Origin of the sequence: Streptomyces spiralis, from assembly GCF_014654675.1 — a bacterium.
Lineage (GTDB): Bacteria > Actinomycetota > Actinomycetes > Streptomycetales > Streptomycetaceae > Streptomyces > Streptomyces spiralis.
In genome coordinates this window covers 1-20,809 of record NZ_BNBC01000012.1, presented here as the reverse complement: position 1 = coordinate 20,809, position 20,809 = coordinate 1, and the positions used below count along the sequence as shown (strand labels likewise).

The window sequence follows — 20,809 nt, the reverse complement described above, 5'->3', positions numbered from 1 at the left end:
CTCCACCGTGGCTACTGCGCCGGCTCGACGCCCGCCCGGAGCAGCCCGTAGGTGTACGCGTCCTCCAGGGCCTGCCAGGAGGCGGCGATGACGTTCTCGGCGACGCCCACGGTGGACCACTCGCCCTTGCCGTCGGAGGTGGAGATGAGGACACGGGTGGTGGAGGAGGTGCCGTGCCTGCCCTCCAGGATGCGGACCTTGTAGTCGACCAGCTCGATGGCGGCCAGCTGGGGGTAGATCCTCTCCAGGGCCACGCGCAGGGCGCGGTCGAGGGCGTTGACCGGGCCGTTGCCCTCGGCGGTGGCGACGATGCGCTCGCTCTTGGCCCACAGCTTGACGGTGGCCTCGTTGGCGTGGGTGCCGTCGGGGCGGTCCTCGACGATGGCCCGCCAGGACTCCACGTCGAAGTACTTCAGGGGCCTGCCCTCGGCCTCCGCGCGGAGCAGCAGTTCGAAGCTCGCGTCGGCCGCCTCGTAGGTGTAGCCCTTGAGTTCGCGCTCCTTCACGCGTTCGACCACGCGGCCGACCAGTTCGCGATCACCGCCGAGGTCGATGCCGAGCTCCTTGCCCTTGAGCTCGATCGAGGCGCGGCCGGCCATGTCGGAGACCAGCATGCGCATGGTGTTGCCGACCTGCTCGGGGTCGATGTGCTGGTACAGGTCCGGGTCGACCTTGATCGCGGAGGCGTGCAGGCCGGCCTTGTGGGCGAAGGCGGACAGGCCGACGTAGGGCTGGTGGGTGGAGGGGGTGAGGTTGACGACCTCGGCGATCGCGTGCGAGATCCGGGTCATCTCGCGCAGGTGCCCCTCGGGCAGCACCTTCTTGCCGTACTTCAGTTCCAGGGCGGCGACGACCGGGAACAGGTTGGCGTTGCCGACCCGCTCGCCGTAGCCGTTGGCCGTGCACTGCACATGGGTGGCGCCGGCGTCGACGGCGGCCAGGGTGTTGGCGACGGCGCAGCCGGTGTCGTCCTGGGCGTGGATGCCGAGCCGGGCGCCGGTGTCGGCGAGGACGGTGGAGACGACGGCGTGGATCTGGGCGGGCAGCATGCCGCCGTTGGTGTCGCACAGGATCACCACGTCGGCGCCCGCCTCGGAGGCGGCCCGGACCACCGACTTGGCGTACTCGGGGTTGGCGCGGTAGCCGTCGAAGAAGTGCTCGCAGTCGACGAAGACACGGCGGCCCTGGGCACGCAGGTGGGAGACGGTGTCGCGGACCATCTCCAGGTTCTCCTCCAGGGTGGTGCGCAGCGCCAGCTCCACATGCCGGTCGTGCGACTTCGCCACGAGGGTGATCACCTCGGCGCCCGAGTCCAGGAGCGCCTTGACCTGGGGGTCGTCCGCCGCCTTGGCGCCCGCCCGCCGGGTGGCGCCGAAGGCGACCAGCTGGGCGTGCCGGAACTCGATCTCCTGCCGGGCGCGGGCGAAGAACTCGGTGTCCCGCGGGTTCGCGCCGGGCCAGCCGCCCTCGATGAACCCCACGCCGAAGTCGTCCAGGTGCCGGGCGATGGCCAGCTTGTCCGCGACGGTCAGGTTGATGCCCTCGCGCTGGGCGCCGTCGCGCAGGGTGGTGTCGAAGACGTGGAACGAATCGTCCAGCCGGCTGGTTTCGGACATGTCTCAAGGCTCCTGTGTGGGATCTCGGTCGTACCGGAATGACCGGCTCCACCATCCCCCCAATACTCCCTCGCGCTTCGCTCCCGGCTGAAGGTGGGCCAGAAAACGAAAAACCCCTCGCGGGTGCGAGAGGTCTGCGCGCGGGTCGAGGACGACGGTGGCCGCCCGTACCTGGTCGTACGTGGCGGTCACTGCGGACCGGCGCGCCTGCTGCCAATAATCATGGCGAACGAGAGCACGGGGGCAGTTTGGCACAGTTGCGCCCCCGTGCTCACCGCCGTCTCAGGATGCGGGCGTGAGCCTGGACTTCGGTGCGGTCTTCACCCGGGTCAGATCCAGGTCCTTCGTCTCCCGCATGGTGACGTACACCACGAGGGAGACGGCCGCGCAGCCCGCCACGTACCAGAAGAATCCGGACTCGGCGCCGGCGTTCTTGAACCACAGGGCGACGTACTCCGCCGTACCGCCGAACAGGGCGTTGGCGAGGGCGTACGGGAGGGCCACGCCGAGGGCTCGCACGCCGGTCGGGAACAGTTCGGCCTTCACGCAGGCGTTGATCGAGGTGTAGCCGGTGACCACGACCAGCGCCAGCAGGGACAGCCCGAGCGCCGGCCAGAAGCCGCCCGCGTGCCCCAGCAGCGTCATGATCGGCACGGTCAGGAAGGTCGAGCCGAGCGCGAAGGTGATCAGCAGCGGGCGGCGGCCGATCCGGTCGGACAGCCGGCCGGCCAGCGGCTGGAGGCAGGCGAAGACGATCAGCGCGGTGAAGGAGACCAGGGTCGCGGTCCGCTTGGGCAGGCCCGCGGAGTTGGACAGGTACTTCGTCAGATAGGTGGTGTACGTGTAGTAGGCCACCGTGCCGCCCATGGTCAGGGCCATCACCAGCAGCGCCTCCCGCTTGTGCGCCCACAGCGCCCGCAGGGTGCCGCGCTCCTCGCCTCCGGTGGCGTCGGCCTCGTACACCTCGCTCTCCAGCATGCTGCGCCGCAGGTAGAAGATGACGGCCGCACCGAGCGCGCCGACGACGAACGGGATGCGCCAGCCGTAGCTGTGCAGTGCGGTGTCGGACATGGTGCGCTGGAGCACGATCTGCAGGCCGAGGCCGACGATCTGGCCGGCGGTCATGGACACGTACTGGAAGCTGGAGGCGAAGCCGCGCCGGCGCGGGTCGGAGGCCTCGGTGAGGTAGGTCGCGCTGGCCGCGTACTCGCCGCCCACCGACAGCCCTTGGAGCAGCCGGGCGAGGAGCAGCACCAGCGCGCCCCCGTATCCGGCGACCGCGTACGTCGGCGCGACGGCGATGAGGACGGCGGACGCCGACATGAGGGTGACGGTCAGCGTCAGCGCCGCCTTGCGGCCCCTGCGGTCACCCACCCGGCCGAGCAGCCAGCCGCCCACCGGCCGCATGAAGAAGCCGACGGCGAAGATGCCCGCGGTGTTCATCATCTGGGCGGTGGGGTTGCCGTGCGGGAAGAACGCCCCGGCGAAGTAGGTGGCGAAACTGGCGTAGACGAACCAGTCGTACCACTCCACCATGTTCCCGGCCGAACCGATCCAGATCTTCTTCCAGTGCTCTCGTCCCATGCGGCGGTACATGCCCGGCGGCGGAGGAAACGATTCCTTTTCCCGGCGCCGCGAGCCCGGCATGACCGGCGAGACACCCCTAGGAGGTCGCGGCGAGCCCTTGCTCGACGAACTCGCGCACATGCGCCAGCACTTGGTCGCGGTCGGTCCCGCGCAACCCGATGGCGACGTGGATGGAGAACCCGTCCAGCAGCGCACGCAACCGCGCCGCGAAGCGGTCCGCGTCGACCGGGCGGAACTCACCGCGCGACACGCCCTCGGCGATCAGCGCGACCAGGTCGCGGTGCCAGGCCCCCTCGATGGCCGCCTGCCGGGCGCGCGCCTCGTCGTCCGCGTTCTGCGAGCGGTTCCACACCTCCAGCCACAGGGTCCAGTGCGGATCGCGGTGGCCGTCGGGGACGTACAGGTCGACGTACGCGGACAGACGTTCCCGCGCGGTCCCGGGGCGGGCCAGGAGCCGCCCGCGCTCGGCGCCCAGTCTGCCCTCGCTCCACTCCAGGGTCTGCAGCAGCAGCTCGTCCTTGGAGTGGAAGTAGTACAGCAGATGGCCGCTGCTCATACCGACCTCCCGGCCGAGCCCCGCCATGGTGAGCTTCTCCAGACCGCGCTCCGCGATCATGTCCATGGCCGCGGCGAGGACGTCCTCGCGGGGCGGGGCCGGGGTGCGGCGGCGGGTCATGCGGCGCCCTCCGCGGCGGGCGCAGTCGTCACACGGACGCTCTCCGGGACGAAGCGGATCTCGTGGTCGGTCGTGCAGTCGCCGGCCATGATCGCCACCTCGGCGCCGCACGGGCACAGCCGGTTGGCACCGTACTCGCCGCAGGGGCCGCAGCAGCCGATGTGCCGGTGCAGGTCGGGATGGGCGTCGAGTCCGGCGGCGTCGAGCGGGTGCAGCACCCAGGTGCCGCGGGGCCCGGCGGAGACGAGGAGTCCGCGCTCGTCGGACATCGACTTCCCTCCGGGCACCACTCCGTCGTACTCCTCGTCGTCCGGGGCGGGAACGAAGGGCGCCCCGTACGGCAGCGGGTCGGCGGCGTAGGTCCCGCGCGGCATGCGCGCCGGGGCCCGCCGCAGCCCGTCGGGGCCGGGCAGCCCGTCCCAGGACGGGGAGTCGGGAAGGCCGGGCAGAAGCCGGACGGGCCGGGTCAGCGGGCGGCCACACGCGGCGCAGAGCAGTACATCCACCCGTATGTTCTACCGGAGCGCCCGCCTCACCGGACCTTCGGCTGCTGCTGGGTGATGCAGTGAATGCCGCCCCCGCCCGCGAAGATCGTCCGCGCGTCCACCAGGGTCACCGTCCGCTCGGGGAAGAGGCGGCGGAAGATGCCGGCCGCGATCTCGTCGCGCGGGTCGTCGAAGCCGCACAGGACGACTCCGCCGTTGCACAGGTAGTGGTTGATGTAGGAGTAGTCGGCCCAGTGGCCGTCGGCCTCCAGGACGGTCGGGGCGGGCACCTCGACGACCTCCAGGCGGCGGCCGCGGGCGTCGGTGGCCGACTTAAGGATGCCGATGACCTCCCGGGTCACCTCGTGGTCGGGGTGGGCCGAATCCGGCTGGTGGTGGGCGACGACGACGCCGGGGCGGGCGAAGGCGGCGACGATGTCGACGTGGCCGAGGGTGCCGTAGCCGTAGGGAGGGTAGTCGCCGGTCAGGCCGCGCGGGAGCCAGATGGCCTTGCGGGTGCCGAGGTGGGCGTGGATCTCCGCCTCGACCTGCTCCTTCGTCCAGTGCGGATTGCGCTCGGGGCCGAGCTGCACGGTCTCGGTGAGCAGGACCGTGCCCTCGCCGTCGACATGGATCGCGCCGCCCTCGTTGACGAGCTGCGAAGCGTACGTCCTGGCGCCCGCGAGGTCCGAGACGTACGCGCCGATCTTCGCGTCGTGCTCCCAGCGGGCCCAGTCCTGCGCGCCCCAGCCGTTGAACGTCCAGTCGACGGCGGCCAGTTCGCCCTGCCCATCGGTGAGGAAGGTGGGGCCGATGTCGCGCATCCAGGCGTCGTCGAGGTCGCGTTCCACGGTCTCGACGTCCTCGCCGAGCAGGGCACGTGCCTCGGCCGACTGGCCGGGGCCGCACACCACCGTGACCGGTTCGAAGCGGCGTACGGCACGGGCGACCGACGCCCAGGCCGCACGGGAGGCGGCCAGGTCCTCGGGGGTGTCGAAGGTCGGGTTGGGGCCCGGCCACGCCATCCAGGTGCGCTCGTGCGGCGTCCACTCGGCGGGCATGCGGAAGCCGTCGGCGGCGGGGGTGTTCATCAGGGATCCTCAGAGGAAGTAGAGGCGGTTGAGGGAGACGGAGTCGGCGGGCTCGGAGCGCAGCGGATCACCGTCGAGGGTGACCAGGCCGGTGCGCCCGTCGACGTCGACCGCTCCGGTGCGGGAGTTCAGGCGCAGGTCGGCCGGGCCGATGCCGCGGGTGCCGCGCACGGCCACCCGGCGGCGCCGGGTGGGCATCGTGTCGTGGCCCTGGTCCACGGCGGCCTGCGCGACGAACGCCACCGAGATCTCGGCGGGGGTGGCGCCGTGCGCGCCGAACTGCGGGCCGAGCACCAGGGGTTCGCAGGTGTCGGTGGCCGCGCCCGGGTCGCCGACCACGCCGTACGCCGGGAAGCCCGCCTTGAGGACGAGCTGCGGCTTGGCGCCGAAGTACTCCGGGCGCCACAGCACGATGTCGGCGAGCTTGCCGACCTCGATGGAGCCGACCTCGTGGGCCAGGCCGTGCGCGATGGCCGGGTTGATGGTCAGCTTGGCCATGTAGCGCAGCACGCGCGCGTTGTCGTCGTCCGGGCCGTCCCCGTCCACCGGGCCCAGCTCGGCCTTCATCTTCCCGGCCATCGCGAAGGTACGGCGCACGGTCTCGCCGGCCCGGCCCATGCCCTGGGCGTCGGAGGAGGTGATGCCGATGGCGCCCAGGTCGTGCAGCACGTCCTCGGCGCCCATGGTGCCGGCCCGTATGCGGTCGCGGGCCATGGCGGCGTCGCCGGGCAGGTCGGGCTTGAGGTCGTGGACGGAGACGATCATGCCGTAGTGCTCGGCGACCGCGTCCCGGCCGAAGGGCAGGGTGGGGTTGGTGGAGGAGCCGATGACGTTCGGCACTCCGGCCATCTTCAGCACGTTGGGGACGTGTCCGCCGCCGCAGCCCTCGATGTGGAAGGCGTGGATCGTACGGCCCTCGAGGACACGCAGCGTGTCCTCCACCGACAGGCACTCGTTCAGGCCGTCGCTGTGCAGGGCCACCTGGACGTCGTGCTCCTCGGCGACGCGCAGGGCGGTGTCCAGGGCACGGGTGTGGGCGCCCATGTCCTCGTGCACCTTGAAGCCGCTCGCGCCGCCCTCGGCCAGGGCCTCGATGAGCGGCGCCTCGTGGGAGGACGAACCCCGGCCCAGGAAGCCGATGTTGACCGGCCAGGCGTCGAAGGCGCCGAACGCGTGCTTGAGGGCCCACGGCGAGTTGACGCCCACGCCCCACACCGGCCCGAACTCCTGGCCGATGATCGTGGTCACGCCGGAGGCGAGCGAGGCCTCCATGATGCGCGGCGAGAGCAGGTGGACATGGGTGTCAACGGCACCGGCGGTGGCGATGAGCCCCTCGCCGGAGACGATGGACGTGCCCGTGCCGACGACCACGTCCACGCCGTCGAGCGTGTCGGGGTTGCCGGCCCGCCCGATGGCGCAGACGCGCCCCTCGCGGATGCCTATGGACACCTTGCGGATGCCCTGCACCGCGTCGATCACGACGACGTTGCTGATGACGACGTCGCAGGTCTCGCGGACGGCCGCCGCCTTCAGGTGCAGGCCGTCGCGGGCGGTCTTGCCGAACCCGGCGAGGAACTCGTCACCGTACTTCTGGGAGTCGGACTCCACGCGCACGACCAGCCCGGAGTCGCCGAGGCGGATGCGGTCGCCGGCGCGCGGGCCGTGGGTGGCGGCGTACTCGTACGCCGTGAGCCGGCGGGCTTCGGCCGGGTGACCTCCGGGGCGGCTCATCGCTCGGCCTCCTGCTCGGTGTTCGCCTGCTCGGTGTTCGCCTGCCTGGTGTTCTCGGGCCCGGTGTTCTCGGGTACGCCGAGGTATCCGCAGGCCGCGGCCCGGCGCAGGGCCTCCTGCTTCGCGCCCGGCGCGTCCAGCGGGCCGTCGACGAGTCCCGCGAAGCCGATGGCGATCCGCTCTCCGCCGATCGGCACGAGACCGACCTCGGCGCTCTCCCCCGGCCCGAACCGGACCGAAGAACCGGCGGGGACGGCCAGCCGGGTCCCGTAGGCGGCCGCGCGGTCGAAGTCCAGGCGCGGGTTGGCCTCGAAGAAGTGGAAGTGGGAGGTGACCGACACCGGAACGGAGGCGGTGTTGGTGACCGTGACGTACACGGCCGGCTCGGGATCGGCGTGCTGCGGTCCGGGCAGCAGCGCCCCGGGGCCCTGGTCCCCCAGCGAGCCGCCCGCGATGGGGTCGGAGACCACGGCGAGCCGTGAGCCGTCGTCGAAGACGGCCTCGACGTGGACCTCGGTCACCACGTCCGCGACGCCCGGAAGGACATCGTCCGGGCCGAGCACCGCACGGGCGCGCTCGATCGCCTCGGCGAGCCGGGCGCCGTCGCGGGCGGCCTCGCAGACGGTGTCGGCGATCAGGGCGGTGGCCTCCGGCACGTTGAGCCGCAGGCCACGGGCCTTGCGGGCGCGGGCCAGCTCGGCGGCTCCGAAGAGCAGCAGCCGGTCACGCTCCGTGGGGGTCAGTCTCACGCGGCGGCACCTCCTTGCCTTTCATGGATTAGAACAACACTCTAAACGTGAGATTCAGTGGTGCGAAAGATTGACGGCACAGCGACGTCCACGTCACATTGAACGTCGCTCAAACCCTCAGGCGGCAGTCGAAGGAGACGCAGGCCATGCCGATAGAACAGCGCGGAGTCGACACCATCCCCGAAGAGGAACGGACCAGTGGTCCGCGCGATCTGGTGTCGATCCTGCTCGGGTCCAATCTGTGCCTCGGTGTGATCATCTTCGGCTGGCTGCCGCCGTCCTTCGGGCTGGACTGGTGGGGCTCGCTCAGCTCGATCGTGGTGGGCACCGTGGTCGGCACGCTGTTCACGGCCCCGCTGGCCCTGGTCTCCCTGCGCACCGCCACCAACCTGTCCACGTCCTCCGGCGCCCAGTTCGGGGTGCGGGGCCGGCTGGTCGGCTCGGTGGTCGGGCTGCTCCTCGCCCTCGGCTACACCGCGCTGACGGTGTGGATCGGCGGCGACGTGATGGTGAGCGTCCTGCACCGGCTGTTCGGGCTGACGCCGAGCGGGCTGTCGTACGCCGTCGTCTACACGCTGCTCGCCGCGGCGACCGTCACGGGCGCCGTCTACGGCTACCGGGTGCTGCTCGCCATGTCCCGTGTCCTCGCGATCGGCATGACGGCGCTGCTGGCCCTCGGTGTGATCGCCTACGCGCCGCACTTCAGCACCGCCGCGCTGCCGGAGACGGGCGGCTACCTGCTGGGCGGGTTCTGGCCGACGTGGTTCCTGGCGACGGTGGCCGCGGGTCTGTCCGGCCCGATCGCCTTCATCACCCTGCTGGGCGACTACACCCGCTACATCTCCCCGCGCCGCAACTCCTCCCGCCGGGTGCTGCACGCCACCTGGCTCGGCCTCGTCCTGGGCCTGCTCGTCCCGCAGCTGTTCGGCACCTTCACGGCCTACGGCGCCCGCGCCGCCCTGGACTACGCAGGCCCGCTGGTCGACGCCTCCCCCACCTGGTACCTGCTGCCGCTGCTGCTGTCCGCCTCCGCCGGCTCGGTCGGCAACGCGGGTCTGATGCTGTACTCGATGGGCCTGGACCTGGACGCGATCCTGCCGCGCGCCTCGCGCGCGCGGGCCACCTACACGGTCGCCGTCGTCGCCACGGTCTGCGTCTTCGTCGGCCACTACGCCTGGAACGCCCAGTCGGCGATGACGTCCTTCGTGCTGCTGCTGACCGCGATCGGCACCCCGTGGGCCATCATCACGCTCATCGGCTTCGCCCGCTGCCGCGGTGTCTACGACGCCGACGCCCTTCAGGTCTTCAACCGGCGCTCGCGGGGCGGCATCTACTGGTACCGGGCCGGCTGGAACGTGCGGGCGACCGTCTCCTGGGCGGTGGGCGCCGTGGTCGGTCTGCTGGCGGTGTCCCTGCCGTCGTATCAGGGTCCGCTGCTGCGTCTGACCGGCGGTGTGGACTGCAGCTTCCTGCTCTCGGGCGCGGTCGGCGGCGCGGTCTACCTGCTGCTGACGTACGGCCGGGAACACGAGGGGGCCGCCGCGGACGGGAAGTCCACGGCGGCCCCGACTGTCCGCCAGGAGGCCTGAGCCGGCGGTGAGGCTCAGCCCAGCTCGTGCATCCAGCCGTGCTTGTCCTCGGTGATGCCGCGCTGGATGTCCAGGAGGGCCTGGCGCAGGCGCATCGTGACCTCGCCGGGCTCTCCGCCCGACTGCTTCCACTCGGCGCCCGCGCGCTTGACCGTGCCGACCGGGGTGATCACGGCCGCCGTGCCGCAGGCGAAGACCTCGGTCAGCGTGCCGTTCTCGGAGTCGCGCTGCCACTGGTCGACGGAGACGCGGGCCTCCTCCGACTCGTAGCCGAGGTCACGGGCGACGGTCAGCAGCGAGTCGCGGGTGACGCCCTCCAGGATCGAGCCGCTGAGGGACGGGGTGACGATCTTGTCGCCGTACACGAAGTACAGGTTCATGCCGCCGAGTTCCTCGACCCACTTGTGCTCCACGGCGTCGAGGTAGCAGACCTGGTCGCAGCCCTTGGCGGCGGCCTCGGCCTGGGCGAGCAGGGAGGCCGCGTAGTTGCCGCCGGTCTTGGCGTCGCCCATGCCGCCCGGGACGGCGCGGACGCGGTCCTCGGAGGCCCAGATGGAGACGGGCTTCACGCCGCCGGGGAAGTAGGCGCCGGCCGGGGAGGCGATCACGATGAACAGGTACTCGTTGGCGGGCTTGACGCCGAGGCCGACCTCGGTGGCGATCATGAACGGGCGCAGGTACAGGGACTCCTCACCGCCGTGCGCCGGCACCCACGCCTTGTCCTGCTGGACCAGGGCGTCACAGGCCTCGATGAACGTCTCGACGGGCAGCTCGGGCATGGCCAGGCGGCGGGAGGACGCCTGGAAGCGCAGGGCGTTCTTCTCCGGGCGGAAGGTGGCGACCGAGCCGTCGGGCTGGCGGTAGGCCTTGAGGCCCTCGAAGATCTCCTGGGCGTAGTGCAGGACGTGGGTGGCGGGGTCGAGGGGGATCGGCGCGTACGGAACGAGCTGGCCGTCGTGCCAGCCCCGGCCCTCGGTCCACCTGATCGTCACCATGTGGTCGGTGAAGTGGCGGCCGAACCCGGGGTTGGTCAGGATCGCCTCGCGCTCCGCGTCGGAGAGCGGGTTGGCCGAGGGCTTGAGCTCGATCGTGGGCGTCGTCATGAGTGAGTGTCCTTCACCGGGTTGTAGTGACGGGCCGCGCTCACGCCCGCACGGCCAGTGGCCGGTGCTAGGACGTCCGAGCATTCCCTCATGTCGCGGCTCCGCGTTCGATTATCGCGCGGGGGCTGCGATGGAAGGAAACGGGGTGAATACGGCCCAGGATTCGATGGTGGCACCCGGCGGCGGACATGGGGAAGCCGCCGGGCCCGGATGCGACCCGACGGCTTCGAAGGTTCTTCGAGTGGCGCGGCAGGTCAGCCGGCTACTCGTACGGCGAGCGCGTCACCGATCTCGGAGGTGCTGCGCGCGGGCAGCCCACCGCGCTCCGCGAGGTCGGCGGAGACGGCGTCCTCGATCCGGGTCGCCTCGGCGTCGTAGCCGAGGTGGCGCAGCAGCAGGGCGACGGAGAGGACCGTGGCGGTCGGGTCGGCCTTGCCCTGGCCTGCGATGTCCGGGGCCGAGCCGTGGACCGGCTCGAACATGGACGGGAACTCGCGGCTCGGGTTGATGTTGCCGGAGGCCGCGACGCCGATGCCGCCGGAGACGGCCGCGGCGAGGTCGGTGATGATGTCGCCGAAGAGGTTGTCGGTGACGATGACGTCGAAGCGCTCGGGCTGGGTGACCAGGTAGATGGTGGCCGCGTCGACGTGGATGTACTCGGTGGTGACCTCGGGGTACTCCTCGGCCACCTTGTTGAAGATGTTGGTCCACAGGTGTCCCGCGAAGGTCAGGACGTTGTTCTTGTGGACCAGCGTGAGCTTCTTGCGGGGGCGGGCCTGGGCGCGGGCGAAGGCGTCGCGGACCACGCGCTCGACACCGAAGGCCGTGTTCACGGAGACCTCGGTGGCGACCTCGTGCTCGGTGCCCTTGCGGATGGTGCCGCCGTTGCCCGTGTACGGGCCCTCGGTGCCCTCGCGGACGACCACGAAGTCGATCTTCGGGTCGCCGGCGAGCGGGGTGGCGACACCCGGCAGGAGCTTGCTCGGGCGCAGGTTGACGTGGTGGTCGAAGGCGAAGCGGAGCTTGAGCAGGAAGCCGCGCTCCAGGACGCCGGACGGCACCGACGGGTCGCCGATCGCGCCGAGCAGGATGGCGTCGTGCGCCTTCAAGGCCTCGAGGTCGGCGTCGGTGAGGGTCTCACCGGTGGCGTGGTAGCGCCGGGCGCCGAAGTCGTACTCCTTGGTCTCCAGCTTCACATCCTGCGGGAGGACGGCGGTCAGGACCTTCAGACCCTCGGCCACGACTTCCTGGCCGATGCCGTCACCGGGGATCACTGCGAGATCGATGCTGCGAGACATGCGGGCACCCTACTCCTCGTCCCGAGACATGACACACGACGTCCGCCATATGGACCGGCGGACGGGGGTGAACCGGCTCAGTGGCCGGTCTCGCCCCCGTTGTCGCGGCGGTCGAGGGCGCGCTGGAGGGCTGCGGCGGCGTTCTTGCGGTCGGACTCGCTCATGCGGGTGACGTGGCGGACGCGGCGGCGGACGGTCGTCTCGGCCATGGTGAATCGACTCCTTCGGGAAAGCGCGGAGCGCGCAGGCGGAGGGATTTACGAGACGCCGGAGTGGGCGGGGAGCGGCGCCGCAGGGGTGTCCTGCACAGGGCCCGGCTCACGACCGCCATTCGCTGGATCGAGCGGTGACGTTCGGCTTCTACAAAGTTATGCGAGGACGGCCCGGCTGTCTCCACAATTACTCGGACTTCCTACTATCTGAGACGGCCACTCCGGCCCCACGACTGTGACCTGGGGCTTTGGACATGGCACCGCCCCCGGCCGGAGGGGTGCTTCCGGGCCGGGGGCGGGGTTCGCGGGTTCCGCGCGGGGGTCAGCCCATGTGCGGGTAGGTGTAGTCGGTCGGCGGGACCAGGGTCTCCTTGATGGCACGGGTCAGGGTCCAGCGCATCAGGTTCTGCGGGGCGCCGGCCTTGTCGTTGGTGCCGGAGGCGCGGCCGCCGCCGAAGGGCTGCTGGCCGACCACGGCGCCGGTCGACTTGTCGTTGATGTAGAAGTTGCCGGCCGCGTAGCGCAGCTTCTCCATCGTGTACGCCGCCGCGGCGCGGTCGTTCGCGATGACCGAACCGGTGAGGGCGTAGTCCGACACCGACTCCATCTGGGTCAGCATCTCGTCGTAACGGTCGTCCTCGTAGACGTGCACCGCGAGGATCGGGCCGAAGTACTCGGTCGTGAAGACCTCGTTCTCCGGGTCGGTGCACTCGATGACGGTCGGGCGGACGAAGTAGCCGACCGAGTCGTCGTAGGTGCCGCCCGCGACGATCGTGCAGGACGGGTCCGCCTTGGCCCGGTCGATGGCGGCCTTGTTCTTCGCGAAGGAGCGCTCGTCGATGACCGCGCCCATGAAGTTGGACAGGTCGGTGACGTCACCCATGGTCAGGTAGTCGACCTCGGCGGCGAACTCCTCCTTGAAGCCGGAGTTCCAGATGGAGGCCGGGATGTACGCCCGGGAGGTGGCCGAGCACTTCTGGCCCTGGTACTCGAAGGCACCGCGGGTCAGGGCCGTCTTCAGCACCGCGCGGTCGGCGCTCGGGTGGGCCACCAGGAAGTCCTTGCCGCCGGTCTCGCCGACCAGACGCGGGTAGGAGCGGTACTTCTCGATGTTGTTGCCGACCGTCTTCCACAGGTACTGGAAGGTCCTGGTCGAGCCGGTGAAGTGGATGCCGGCCAGGTCACGGTGGTTCAGGGCGACCTCGGAGACCTCGATGCCGTCACCGGTGAGGAGGTTGATGACGCCCTTGGGCAGGCCCGCCTCCTCCAGCAGCTGCATGAGCAGCACGGCCGCGTGGGTCTGGGTCGGGGACGGCTTCCAGATCACCACGTTGCCCATCAGCGCGGGCGCGGTCGGCAGGTTGGCGGCGATGGCGCTGAAGTTGAACGGCGTGATCGCGTAGACGAAGCCCTCCAGCGGGCGGTGGTCCATGCGGTTCCACACGCCCGGGGAGTTGGCCGGGGGCTGCTCCGCCAGGATCTGGCGGGCGTAGTGGACGTTGAAGCGCCAGAAGTCGACCAGCTCGCAGGGGCTGTCGATCTCGGCCTGCTGGGCGGTCTTGGACTGGCCGAGCATGGTGGAGGCGGCGATCGTCTCGCGCCACGGGCCGGCCAGCAGCTCGGCGGCGCGCAGGATGATCGCGGCACGGTCGTCGAAGGACATCGCGCGCCAGGCCGGGGCCGCGGCCAGGGCCGCGTCGACGGCGTCCTGGGCGTCCTGCTTGCTCGCGTTGCGGTAGGTGCCGAGGACGGCCTTGTGGTTGTGCGGCTGGACGACCTCGAAGGCCTCACCGCCGCCCATGCGCTTCTCGCCACCGATGGTGCAGGGCAGGTCGACCGGGTTCTCGGCCAGCTCCTTGAGCTTGGCCTCCAGCCGGGCGCGTTCGGGCGAGCCGGGGGCGTAGCCGTGCACCGGCTCGTTGACGGGCGTGGGGACCTGGGTCACAGCGTCCATGGGTTCCGTAACTCCTTGACGTGAGCGGTGGGTCGGGCGTGGGGTGCGGGCTTGGGGTGCGGGCTCAGCCCTTGCTGACCATCGAGCGGACGAAGAAGCGCAGGTTCGCCGGCTTCTCCGCCAGGCGCCGCATGAAGTAGCCGTACCAGTCGGTGCCGTAGGCGGTGTAGACGCGCATCCGGTGACCCTCGGCGGCCAGCCGCAGGTGCTCGTCGCTGCGGATGCCGTACAGCATCTGGAACTCGTACTCGTCGAGCTTGCGGCCGGCACCGCGGGCCAGCTCCTGCGCGATGGAGATCAGACGCGGGTCGTGGGACCCGACCATCGGGTAGCCGTCGCCCTCCATGAGGGTGCGCAGGATCCGGACGTACGCCTTGTCGATCTCGTGCTTGTTCTGGTACGCGACCTCGGCGGGCTCCTTGTAGGCGCCCTTCACCAACCGTACGCGGCTGCCGCAAGCGGCGAGGCGGCGCGCGTCGGCCTCGGTGCGGAAGAGGTAGGCCTGGATGACGCAGCCGGTCTGCGGGAAGTCCTTCCGCAGCTCCTCGTGGATGGCGAACATCGAGTCGAGGGTGGTGTGGTCCTCCGCGTCCAGCGTGACCGTGGTGCCGATGGCGGCCGCGGCCTCGACGACCGGGCGGACGTTGGCGAGCGCCAGCTCGTGGCCGCCGGGGAGGGACTGGCCGAACATGGACAGCTTCACGGACATCTCGACCTTCGGGCCGAGCTCCAGGTCCTTGAGGCGGTCGATCAGCAGCAGGTAGGCGTCGCGGGCGGCGGTGGCCTGCTCGGGAGTGGTGATGTCCTCGCCGACCACGTCCATGGTCAGCTCCAGGCCCCGGCCGGTCAGCTCCTCGATGATGGGAACGACGTGGTCCACGGTCTCGCCGGGGATGAAGCGGTCGACGACCTGCTTGGTCACCGGGGCCGCCGAGATCAGGCGTCGCATCCGGTCGCTGCGCGACGCGGCAAGAATCACGGGACCCAGCACGGGGCACCTCCACAACAGGTCAAAGAAGGCCGAAACCCGACCATTCGGGGACGGCACGGAGAACCACCGTGAAAGTTAAGGATCCCTCCGATCGTCTGCCATCGACAGCTGTCACGCATCCGTGGACCCGATCTCAGACAGATGTATGAAGGGCCTGCGGAAATGAGGGAGAATGCCCGTGTGACGGCCGATTACAAAGGTGACTACCAGGAGCTGGTCGACGAGATCTCGGAGCTGCTCGGCGCGCCGGCCACCCTGGAGAACCGGGACTTCGTGCTGATCGCCTTCGGCGCCTACGCCAGCGAGGAGGATCTGGATCCCTCGGCCCTGGACCCCGTGCGCACCCGGTCGATCCTCACGCGCCGGTCCACGGCTGCGGTCCGCCGCTGGTTCGAGGGCTTCGGCATCACCCGGGCCACGGGCCCGGTCAGGATCCCGCCGACCCCCGAGGCGGGCGTGTACCGGGGACGGATCTGCCTTCCGGTACGCCACCGGGGTGTCGTCCTCGGCTACGTCTGGCTCCTGGAGGACGATCCGGGGCCGACCGAGCAGCAGCTGGCGGCGGCGATGCGGGTGACCGCGCGGATCGGCGCGCTGCTCGCGGACGAGGCGCAGCACGGCGCCGACCTCACCCGGGAGCTGCGGGCCGTGCTGACCGCGGAGCGGGGCTGGCCGCGCGATGCGGCGGTTGCGGAGCTGCGTACGGCCCTGGGTGTGCGCGCGGACGGGCCGCACACGGTGGTGTGCGTGGCGCCCTGGCCCTCGGCGGACCCCGACGACGCCCCCTCGGTGCGCACCCTGCCGGGCGCGACGGCGCTGTGCGCGGTGCCCTGGGGTGCCACGGCCCAGTGCCTGGCGCTGCTGGTGCGGCTGCGCTCCACGGACACGCTGACCCCGGCGGTGTCGGCGGCGACGCGGCTGCTGGAACGGGCGGGCGGGGGCGCGGTGGCCGGTGGGATCGCCGCCGGCCGGACGGGGCTCGCCGAACTGGGCAGCGCCTGGGCGGAGGCGTCGGCCGCCGCACGGGCCGCGCTGGCGGAGCCGCGCCTCGGCCCGGTCGCCGAGTGGGCGTCGATCGGCCCGTTCCGCCTGCTCACCGCGTTGCCGCCGGAGGCCGCGCAGGACCCCGCCGTACGCGCTCTGCTCTCCCCCGCCCACCAGGAGCTGGCCCGCACCGCCGAGGTCTTCCTGGACTGCGCGGGCCAGGCCGGCCGGGCCGCCGCCGAGCTGGGCATCCACCGCCAGACCCTCTACTACCGGCTGTCCCGGGTGGAACAGCTGACCGGCCTGGACCTGGACGACGGCGAGGACCGGCTGCTGCTGCACATGGCGCTCAAGGCGGCGCGGCTGTAGTCACCCACAGGCGCTCAAGGCGGCGCGGCTGCAGTCAGCTCTTCCCGGCGGGCTCCGCCGCCTCCTTCCGGGCCTGCTCGGCTCCCGCGATCACCCGGCGCAGCCCCTCGGTGAGTTCGTCGGCGTCGGTCGCCGATTCCGGGTCGAAGAGCCACTGCACCATGAGCCCGTTGAGCAGGGTCTGGTAGAAGCGGCCCTCCGTGTCGACGGTCTCCTTGTCGAGCTCCCTCTCCGGGATGCCGGTGAACATCGAGACCAGCCCGGAACGCCCCTCCTGCTGGGCCTCGCCCAGCAGTCGGCGCACCTCCGACATCCGCTCGCCCTGGAAGATGAGTTCGAAGCTCAGCAGCCAGATGGCCCGCGACTCGGGGACCGAGCGGATGACGCTCGCCCACACGTCCCGGAAGCGCTCCAGCGACCCGGAGGGCGCCGTCGTCTCGCCGCCCGCGCCCCAGCCCGGGCCCGCGGCCATGGTCTCCCCCACGCCCTCGATCAACGACACGTACGCCTGTGCCAGCAGGGCGTCCTTCGAGCCGTAGTGGTAGCCGATGGACGCGAGGTTGGTCCCCGACGCCTTGACGACGTCCCGCGCGGTCGTGCGCAGGAAGCCCTTCTCCAGCAGGCAGCGCTTCGCGCCTTCCAGCAGATCCTCACGATGTCCCATGCGATCAGCCTACCCGCGATCCATACGGCCGTCCTATACAAATGACTTATACATTCGTTCTAGACAGCCGTATAAGACGTGTGTACATTCCTTGGCATGACGAACTCGACGAGCACCACCACGACCGCGGCCCCTCGCGCCGGCCGCCGTGAATGGACCGCCCTCGGCGTGCTGATGCTGCCGCTGCTGCTGGTCTCGATGGACGTCTCGGTCCTCTACTTCGCGATCCCCGCGATCAGCGCGGACCTGGAGCCGAGCGGCACCCAGCAGCTGTGGATCTTCGACATCTACGCGTTCGTCCTGGCCGGTCTGCTGATGACGATGGGCTCGCTCGGCGACCGCATCGGCCGCCGCCGGCTGCTGCTGATCGGGGCCGCCGCCTTCGGCGCCGCCTCGCTGACGGCCGCGTACGCGAACAGCGCCGAGACCCTGATCGCCGCCCGCGCGGTCCTCGGCATCGGCGGCGCCACCCTGATGCCCTCGACGATGGCGCTGGTCCGCACGATGTTCACCGACCCCGCCCAGCGGGCGAAGGCCATCGGCATCTGGTCCGGTGTGATGACCGGCGGCATCGCGCTCGGCTCGGTGCTGAGCGGTGTCCTGGTGCAGTACTTCTGGTGGGGCTCGGTATTCCTGGTCAACCTGCCCGCGATGGTGCTGCTGCTGGTGCTGGGCCCGGTCCTGCTGCCCGAGTCGAAGAACCCCGAGCCCGGCCGCTTCGACCTGCTCAGCGTGCCGCTGTCGATGGCGGCGGTGCTCCCGGTGATCTACGGCCTGAAGGAGATCCCGTCCGAGGGAGTGCACCCGCTCTACGTCGTCTCGATCGCCGTCGGCCTGCTCTTCGCGGCCCTCTTCGTCCACCGCCAGCGCACGGCGGCCGCCCCGATGATCTCCCCGGCCCTGTTCCGCGGCCGTGGCTTCGCCCCCGCGATCGTCCTGAACCTCGTCTCCGCGTTCGCCATGATGGGCTCGGCCTTCTTCACCACGCAGTACCTGCAGTCGGTGCTCGGCAAGAGCGCGCTGGAGGCGGCCCTGTGGGCGCTGCTGCCCTCGGTGCCGATCGGAATGGCGGCCCCGGTGGCGACGCAGCTGGTGCAGAAGGGCGTCAACCGGGCGTACGTCGTCGCCGCGGGCTTCGGGATCGCCGCGACCGGCTACGTGATGCTCGCCCTGGCCGGCACGGACTCGCTGGTGCTGGTGCTGGTCGCGTGCGGCGTCCTGGCCTCCGGCATCGTGATGGTGATGTCCCAGATGACCGACCTGGCGCTCGGCGCGGCCCCGGTGGAGCGGGCGGGCGCGGCCTCGTCCCTGCTGGAGACCGGCCAGGAGTTCGGCGGCGCGCTCGGCATGGCGGTGCTCGGCTCCGTCGGTACGGCGATCTACCGCCACGAGATCCCGTCCGCCGCCCCGGCCCCGGCCCACGAGACCCTCGGCGGTGCGCTCGCCGTCGCCGGACAGCTCCCGGGGCGTGCGGGCGAGGCCCTGGTGACGGCGGCACGGGCGGCGTTCACCGACGGAATGCGGGGCGCGGCGGTCGCGGCCGCGGCGGTGCTGGTCGTCGCGGCGATCGCGGCGGCGACGACCTTGCGCCGGGTCCACGTGCGCGAGACCGCGCCGGTGGCGGAGCCGGAGGCGGCCGAGACCGTGGAGGCGGTGGAGTCGGTGGCCTGACGGCCACCGGCGGAACGCAGAACGCCGGGCGGGCTACATCACGTAGCCCGCCCGGCGTTCAGGTACGGCAACCTGGTTCAGGTACGGCGACCTAGACGAGGTTCACCGAACGAGCCGACGTCGCCCCGATCTCCGCGGCGACCTCCGCGAGAACGTTGGACGGCACCGTGTCGTCCACGGTCAGCACCGCCAGCGCCTCGCCGCCCGCGGTCGAGCGGGCGACCTGCATGCCGGCGATGTTGATGCCGGCCTCGCCGATGACGCGGCCGACCGTGCCGACGACACCGGGACGGTCCTCGTAGCGCAGGACGACCATGTGGTCGGCGAGCGCCAGGTCCACGTCGTAGTCGCCGACCGCGACGATCTTCTGGACGTGCTTCGGGCCGGCCAGCGTGCCGGAGACCGAGACCTCCTCGCCGTCGGCGAGGGTGCCGCGCACCGTGACGACGTTGCGGTGGTCGGCGGACTCCGAGCTGGTGGTCAGGCGGACCTCGACGCCGCGCTCCTGTGCGAACAGCGGCGCGTTGACGTAGGAGACCGTCTCGTCGACGACGTCCTCGAAGACGCCCTTGAGCGCGGAGAGCTCCAGCACCTTCACGTCGTGCTGGGTGATCTCGCCGTAGACCTCGACGTCGAGGCGGACCGCGACCTCGCCCGCGAGGGCGGTGAAGATGCGGCCGAGGCGCTCGGCGAGCGGCAGGCCCGGCTTGACGTCCTCGGCGATGACACCGCCCTGGACGTTGACCGCGTCCGGCACCAGCTCACCGGCCAGCGCGAGGCGCACGGACTTGGCGACCGCGATGCCCGCCTTCTCCTGGGCCTCGTCGGTGGAGGCGCCGAGGTGCGGGGTGCAGACCACCTGGTCGAACTCGAACAGCGGGGAGTCCGTGCAGGGCTCCTTGGCGTACACGTCCAGGCCCGCGCCGGCGACCCGGCCCTCCTTGAGCGCCGAGTACAGCGCCTCCTCGTCGACGATCCCGCCGCGCGCGGCGTTGACGATGCGGACGCTCGGCTTGACCTTGCGCAGCGCCTCGTCGCCGATCAGGCCGAGGGTCTCGGGGGTCTTCGGGAGGTGGACGGTGATGAAGTCGGAGACCTCCAGCAGCTCGTCCAGGGTCAGCACCTTGACGCCCATCTGCGCGGCCCGCGCGGGCTGCACGTAGGGGTCGTAGGCGACGACCTTCATGCCGAAGGCGGACATGCGCTGGGCGACCAGGGCGCCGATGCGGCCGAGGCCGACGACACCGAGGGTCTTCTCGGCCAGCTCCACACCCGTGTACTTGCTGCGCTTCCACTCGGCGTTCTTCAGCGCGGCGTTGGCCTGCGGGATGTTGCGGGCGGTGGCGAGGATGAGGCCGCACGCGAGCTCGGCGGCGGTCACGATGTTGGAGGTCGGGGCGTTGACGACCATCACGCCCGCCTTGGTGGCGGCGGAGACGTCGACGTTGTCCAGGCCGACGCCGGCGCGGGCGACGACCTTGAGCTTGTTCGCCGCGGCGATCGCCTCCGCGTCGACCTTGGTGGCCGAGCGGATCAGGATCGCGTCCACGTCGGCGATGGCGGGGAGCAGTTCGGCCCGGTCGGCGCCGTTGCAGTGCCGGATCTCGAAGTCCGGGCCGAGCGCGTCGACGGTGGCTGGCGACAGCTCTTCAGCGATGAGTACGACAGGTTTCGAGCTCACGTGAGTCCTCACAAGTCCAATGCATGCGGACGGCCGTCCCGACGGCCGCAGGCGGAGGAGGGGTGCTAGCCGCGTGGAAGACGCACGACGCTGTGGGCCTGACGCGTTGTTGTGCAGCAGTGTAGTGGCGCCGCGTGCGTCGTATTACGCCGCTGCGGAAGGATCACCCGTCCGTGGCTGGACGGGGTGGACAACGCCGCGAGTCCACCAATGACTCACGACGTTACTCCGGGTTCGGCAAAAGGGGCCGGAGCATCCGCTCCGACCCCTCCGCCACGAGGCTTACGCCTCCTCGTTCACCCAGCTCATGAGCTTGCGCAGCTCCTTGCCGGTGGTCTCCAGCAGGTGCTCGGAGTCC

At 71.1% G+C, this 20,809-nt stretch carries 17 protein-coding genes; 3 read left to right on the top strand and 14 right to left on the bottom strand.

The annotated features are described in order from the left end of the window. Nucleotides 1-11: 11 nt before the first annotated feature. The 7 genes from cimA to ureA all read right to left on the bottom strand — a co-directional run bounded on the left by cimA (nt 12) and on the right by ureA (nt 7,935). Nucleotides 12-1,616, bottom strand: a complete 1,605-nt coding sequence (cimA, locus tag IE318_RS14655; RefSeq protein WP_030183182.1) for a citramalate synthase — start codon at nt 1,614-1,616, stop codon at nt 12-14. 282 nt (nt 1,617-1,898) lie between these two features. After that, nucleotides 1,899-3,200 (bottom strand): MFS transporter, encoded by a 1,302-nt coding sequence (locus IE318_RS14650; RefSeq protein ID WP_189900470.1) that lies wholly within the window; start codon nt 3,198-3,200, stop codon nt 1,899-1,901. A 79-nt stretch (nt 3,201-3,279) separates the two neighbouring features. Then, entirely contained in the window at nt 3,280-3,879 is a 600-nt protein-coding gene (locus tag IE318_RS14645; RefSeq protein ID WP_030183176.1) for a TetR/AcrR family transcriptional regulator, read from the bottom strand. Further along, nucleotides 3,876-4,385, bottom strand: a complete 510-nt coding sequence (locus tag IE318_RS14640; RefSeq protein ID WP_189900468.1) for a hypothetical protein — start codon at nt 4,383-4,385, stop codon at nt 3,876-3,878. Before IE318_RS14640 ends, IE318_RS14645 begins: the two co-directional genes overlap by 4 nt. Before the next feature lie 26 nt (nt 4,386-4,411). Then, complete coding sequence (locus IE318_RS14635; RefSeq protein ID WP_189900466.1) at nt 4,412-5,455, bottom strand: agmatine deiminase family protein; 1,044 nt, start codon at nt 5,453-5,455, stop codon at nt 4,412-4,414. A gap of 9 nt (nt 5,456-5,464) precedes the next feature. Beyond that, the gene (locus tag IE318_RS14630) at nt 5,465-7,186 is read right to left on the bottom strand and encodes an urease subunit alpha (protein WP_189900463.1); all 1,722 of its coding nucleotides are present in this window, start codon (nt 7,184-7,186) and stop codon (nt 5,465-5,467) included. Beyond that, entirely contained in the window at nt 7,183-7,935 is a 753-nt protein-coding gene (gene ureA / locus IE318_RS14625; RefSeq protein ID WP_189900461.1) for an urease subunit gamma, read from the bottom strand. The genes IE318_RS14630 and ureA overlap by 4 nt, the downstream gene beginning before the upstream one ends. A 146-nt stretch (nt 7,936-8,081) precedes the next feature. On the opposite strand from ureA, the gene IE318_RS14620 reads away from it, so the two are divergent. After that, on the top strand, nt 8,082-9,524 hold the full coding sequence (locus IE318_RS14620) for a cytosine permease (protein WP_189900459.1): 1,443 nt from the start codon (nt 8,082-8,084) through the stop codon (nt 9,522-9,524). A gap of 14 nt (nt 9,525-9,538) precedes the next feature. Here the strand turns inward: IE318_RS14620 and IE318_RS14615 are convergent, their stop codons facing one another. The 5 genes from IE318_RS14615 to IE318_RS14600 form a co-directional block, all read right to left on the bottom strand. Beyond that, nucleotides 9,539-10,627: a branched-chain amino acid aminotransferase gene (locus tag IE318_RS14615; RefSeq protein ID WP_189900457.1), complete on the bottom strand. Its 1,089-nt coding sequence runs from the start codon at nt 10,625-10,627 to the stop codon at nt 9,539-9,541. A gap of 254 nt (nt 10,628-10,881) precedes the next feature. Beyond that, entirely contained in the window at nt 10,882-11,925 is a 1,044-nt protein-coding gene (locus IE318_RS14610) for a 3-isopropylmalate dehydrogenase (protein ID WP_030183153.1), read from the bottom strand. A gap of 77 nt (nt 11,926-12,002) precedes the next feature. Further along, the gene (locus tag IE318_RS46130) at nt 12,003-12,134 is read right to left on the bottom strand and encodes a hypothetical protein (RefSeq protein WP_107473529.1); all 132 of its coding nucleotides are present in this window, start codon (nt 12,132-12,134) and stop codon (nt 12,003-12,005) included. A 325-nt stretch (nt 12,135-12,459) separates the two neighbouring features. Then, entirely contained in the window at nt 12,460-14,091 is a 1,632-nt protein-coding gene (gene pruA, locus IE318_RS14605) for an L-glutamate gamma-semialdehyde dehydrogenase (RefSeq protein ID WP_030183151.1), read from the bottom strand. 64 nt (nt 14,092-14,155) lie between these two features. Beyond that, complete coding sequence (locus tag IE318_RS14600) at nt 14,156-15,082, bottom strand: proline dehydrogenase family protein (RefSeq protein ID WP_189900454.1); 927 nt, start codon at nt 15,080-15,082, stop codon at nt 14,156-14,158. Nucleotides 15,083-15,244: 162 nt separating this feature from the next. Between IE318_RS14600 and IE318_RS14595 the strand changes: the two genes are divergently transcribed. Next, nucleotides 15,245-16,435, top strand: coding sequence for a PucR family transcriptional regulator (locus IE318_RS14595; protein WP_189900452.1), 1,191 nt, complete (start codon nt 15,245-15,247; stop codon nt 16,433-16,435). A gap of 34 nt (nt 16,436-16,469) precedes the next feature. On the opposite strand, the gene IE318_RS14590 is transcribed toward IE318_RS14595, so the two are convergent. Then, entirely contained in the window at nt 16,470-17,099 is a 630-nt protein-coding gene (locus tag IE318_RS14590; protein ID WP_189900449.1) for a TetR/AcrR family transcriptional regulator, read from the bottom strand. 96 nt (nt 17,100-17,195) lie between these two features. Here IE318_RS14590 and IE318_RS14585 point away from each other — a divergent pair, with 96 nt between their 5' ends. Beyond that, entirely contained in the window at nt 17,196-18,770 is a 1,575-nt protein-coding gene (locus tag IE318_RS14585) for an MFS transporter (RefSeq protein WP_189900447.1), read from the top strand. 91 nt (nt 18,771-18,861) lie between these two features. On the opposite strand, the gene serA is transcribed toward IE318_RS14585, so the two are convergent. Further along, entirely contained in the window at nt 18,862-20,451 is a 1,590-nt protein-coding gene (gene serA, locus IE318_RS14580) for a phosphoglycerate dehydrogenase (RefSeq protein ID WP_030183136.1), read from the bottom strand. Between the last annotated feature and the right edge of the window lie 358 nt (nt 20,452-20,809).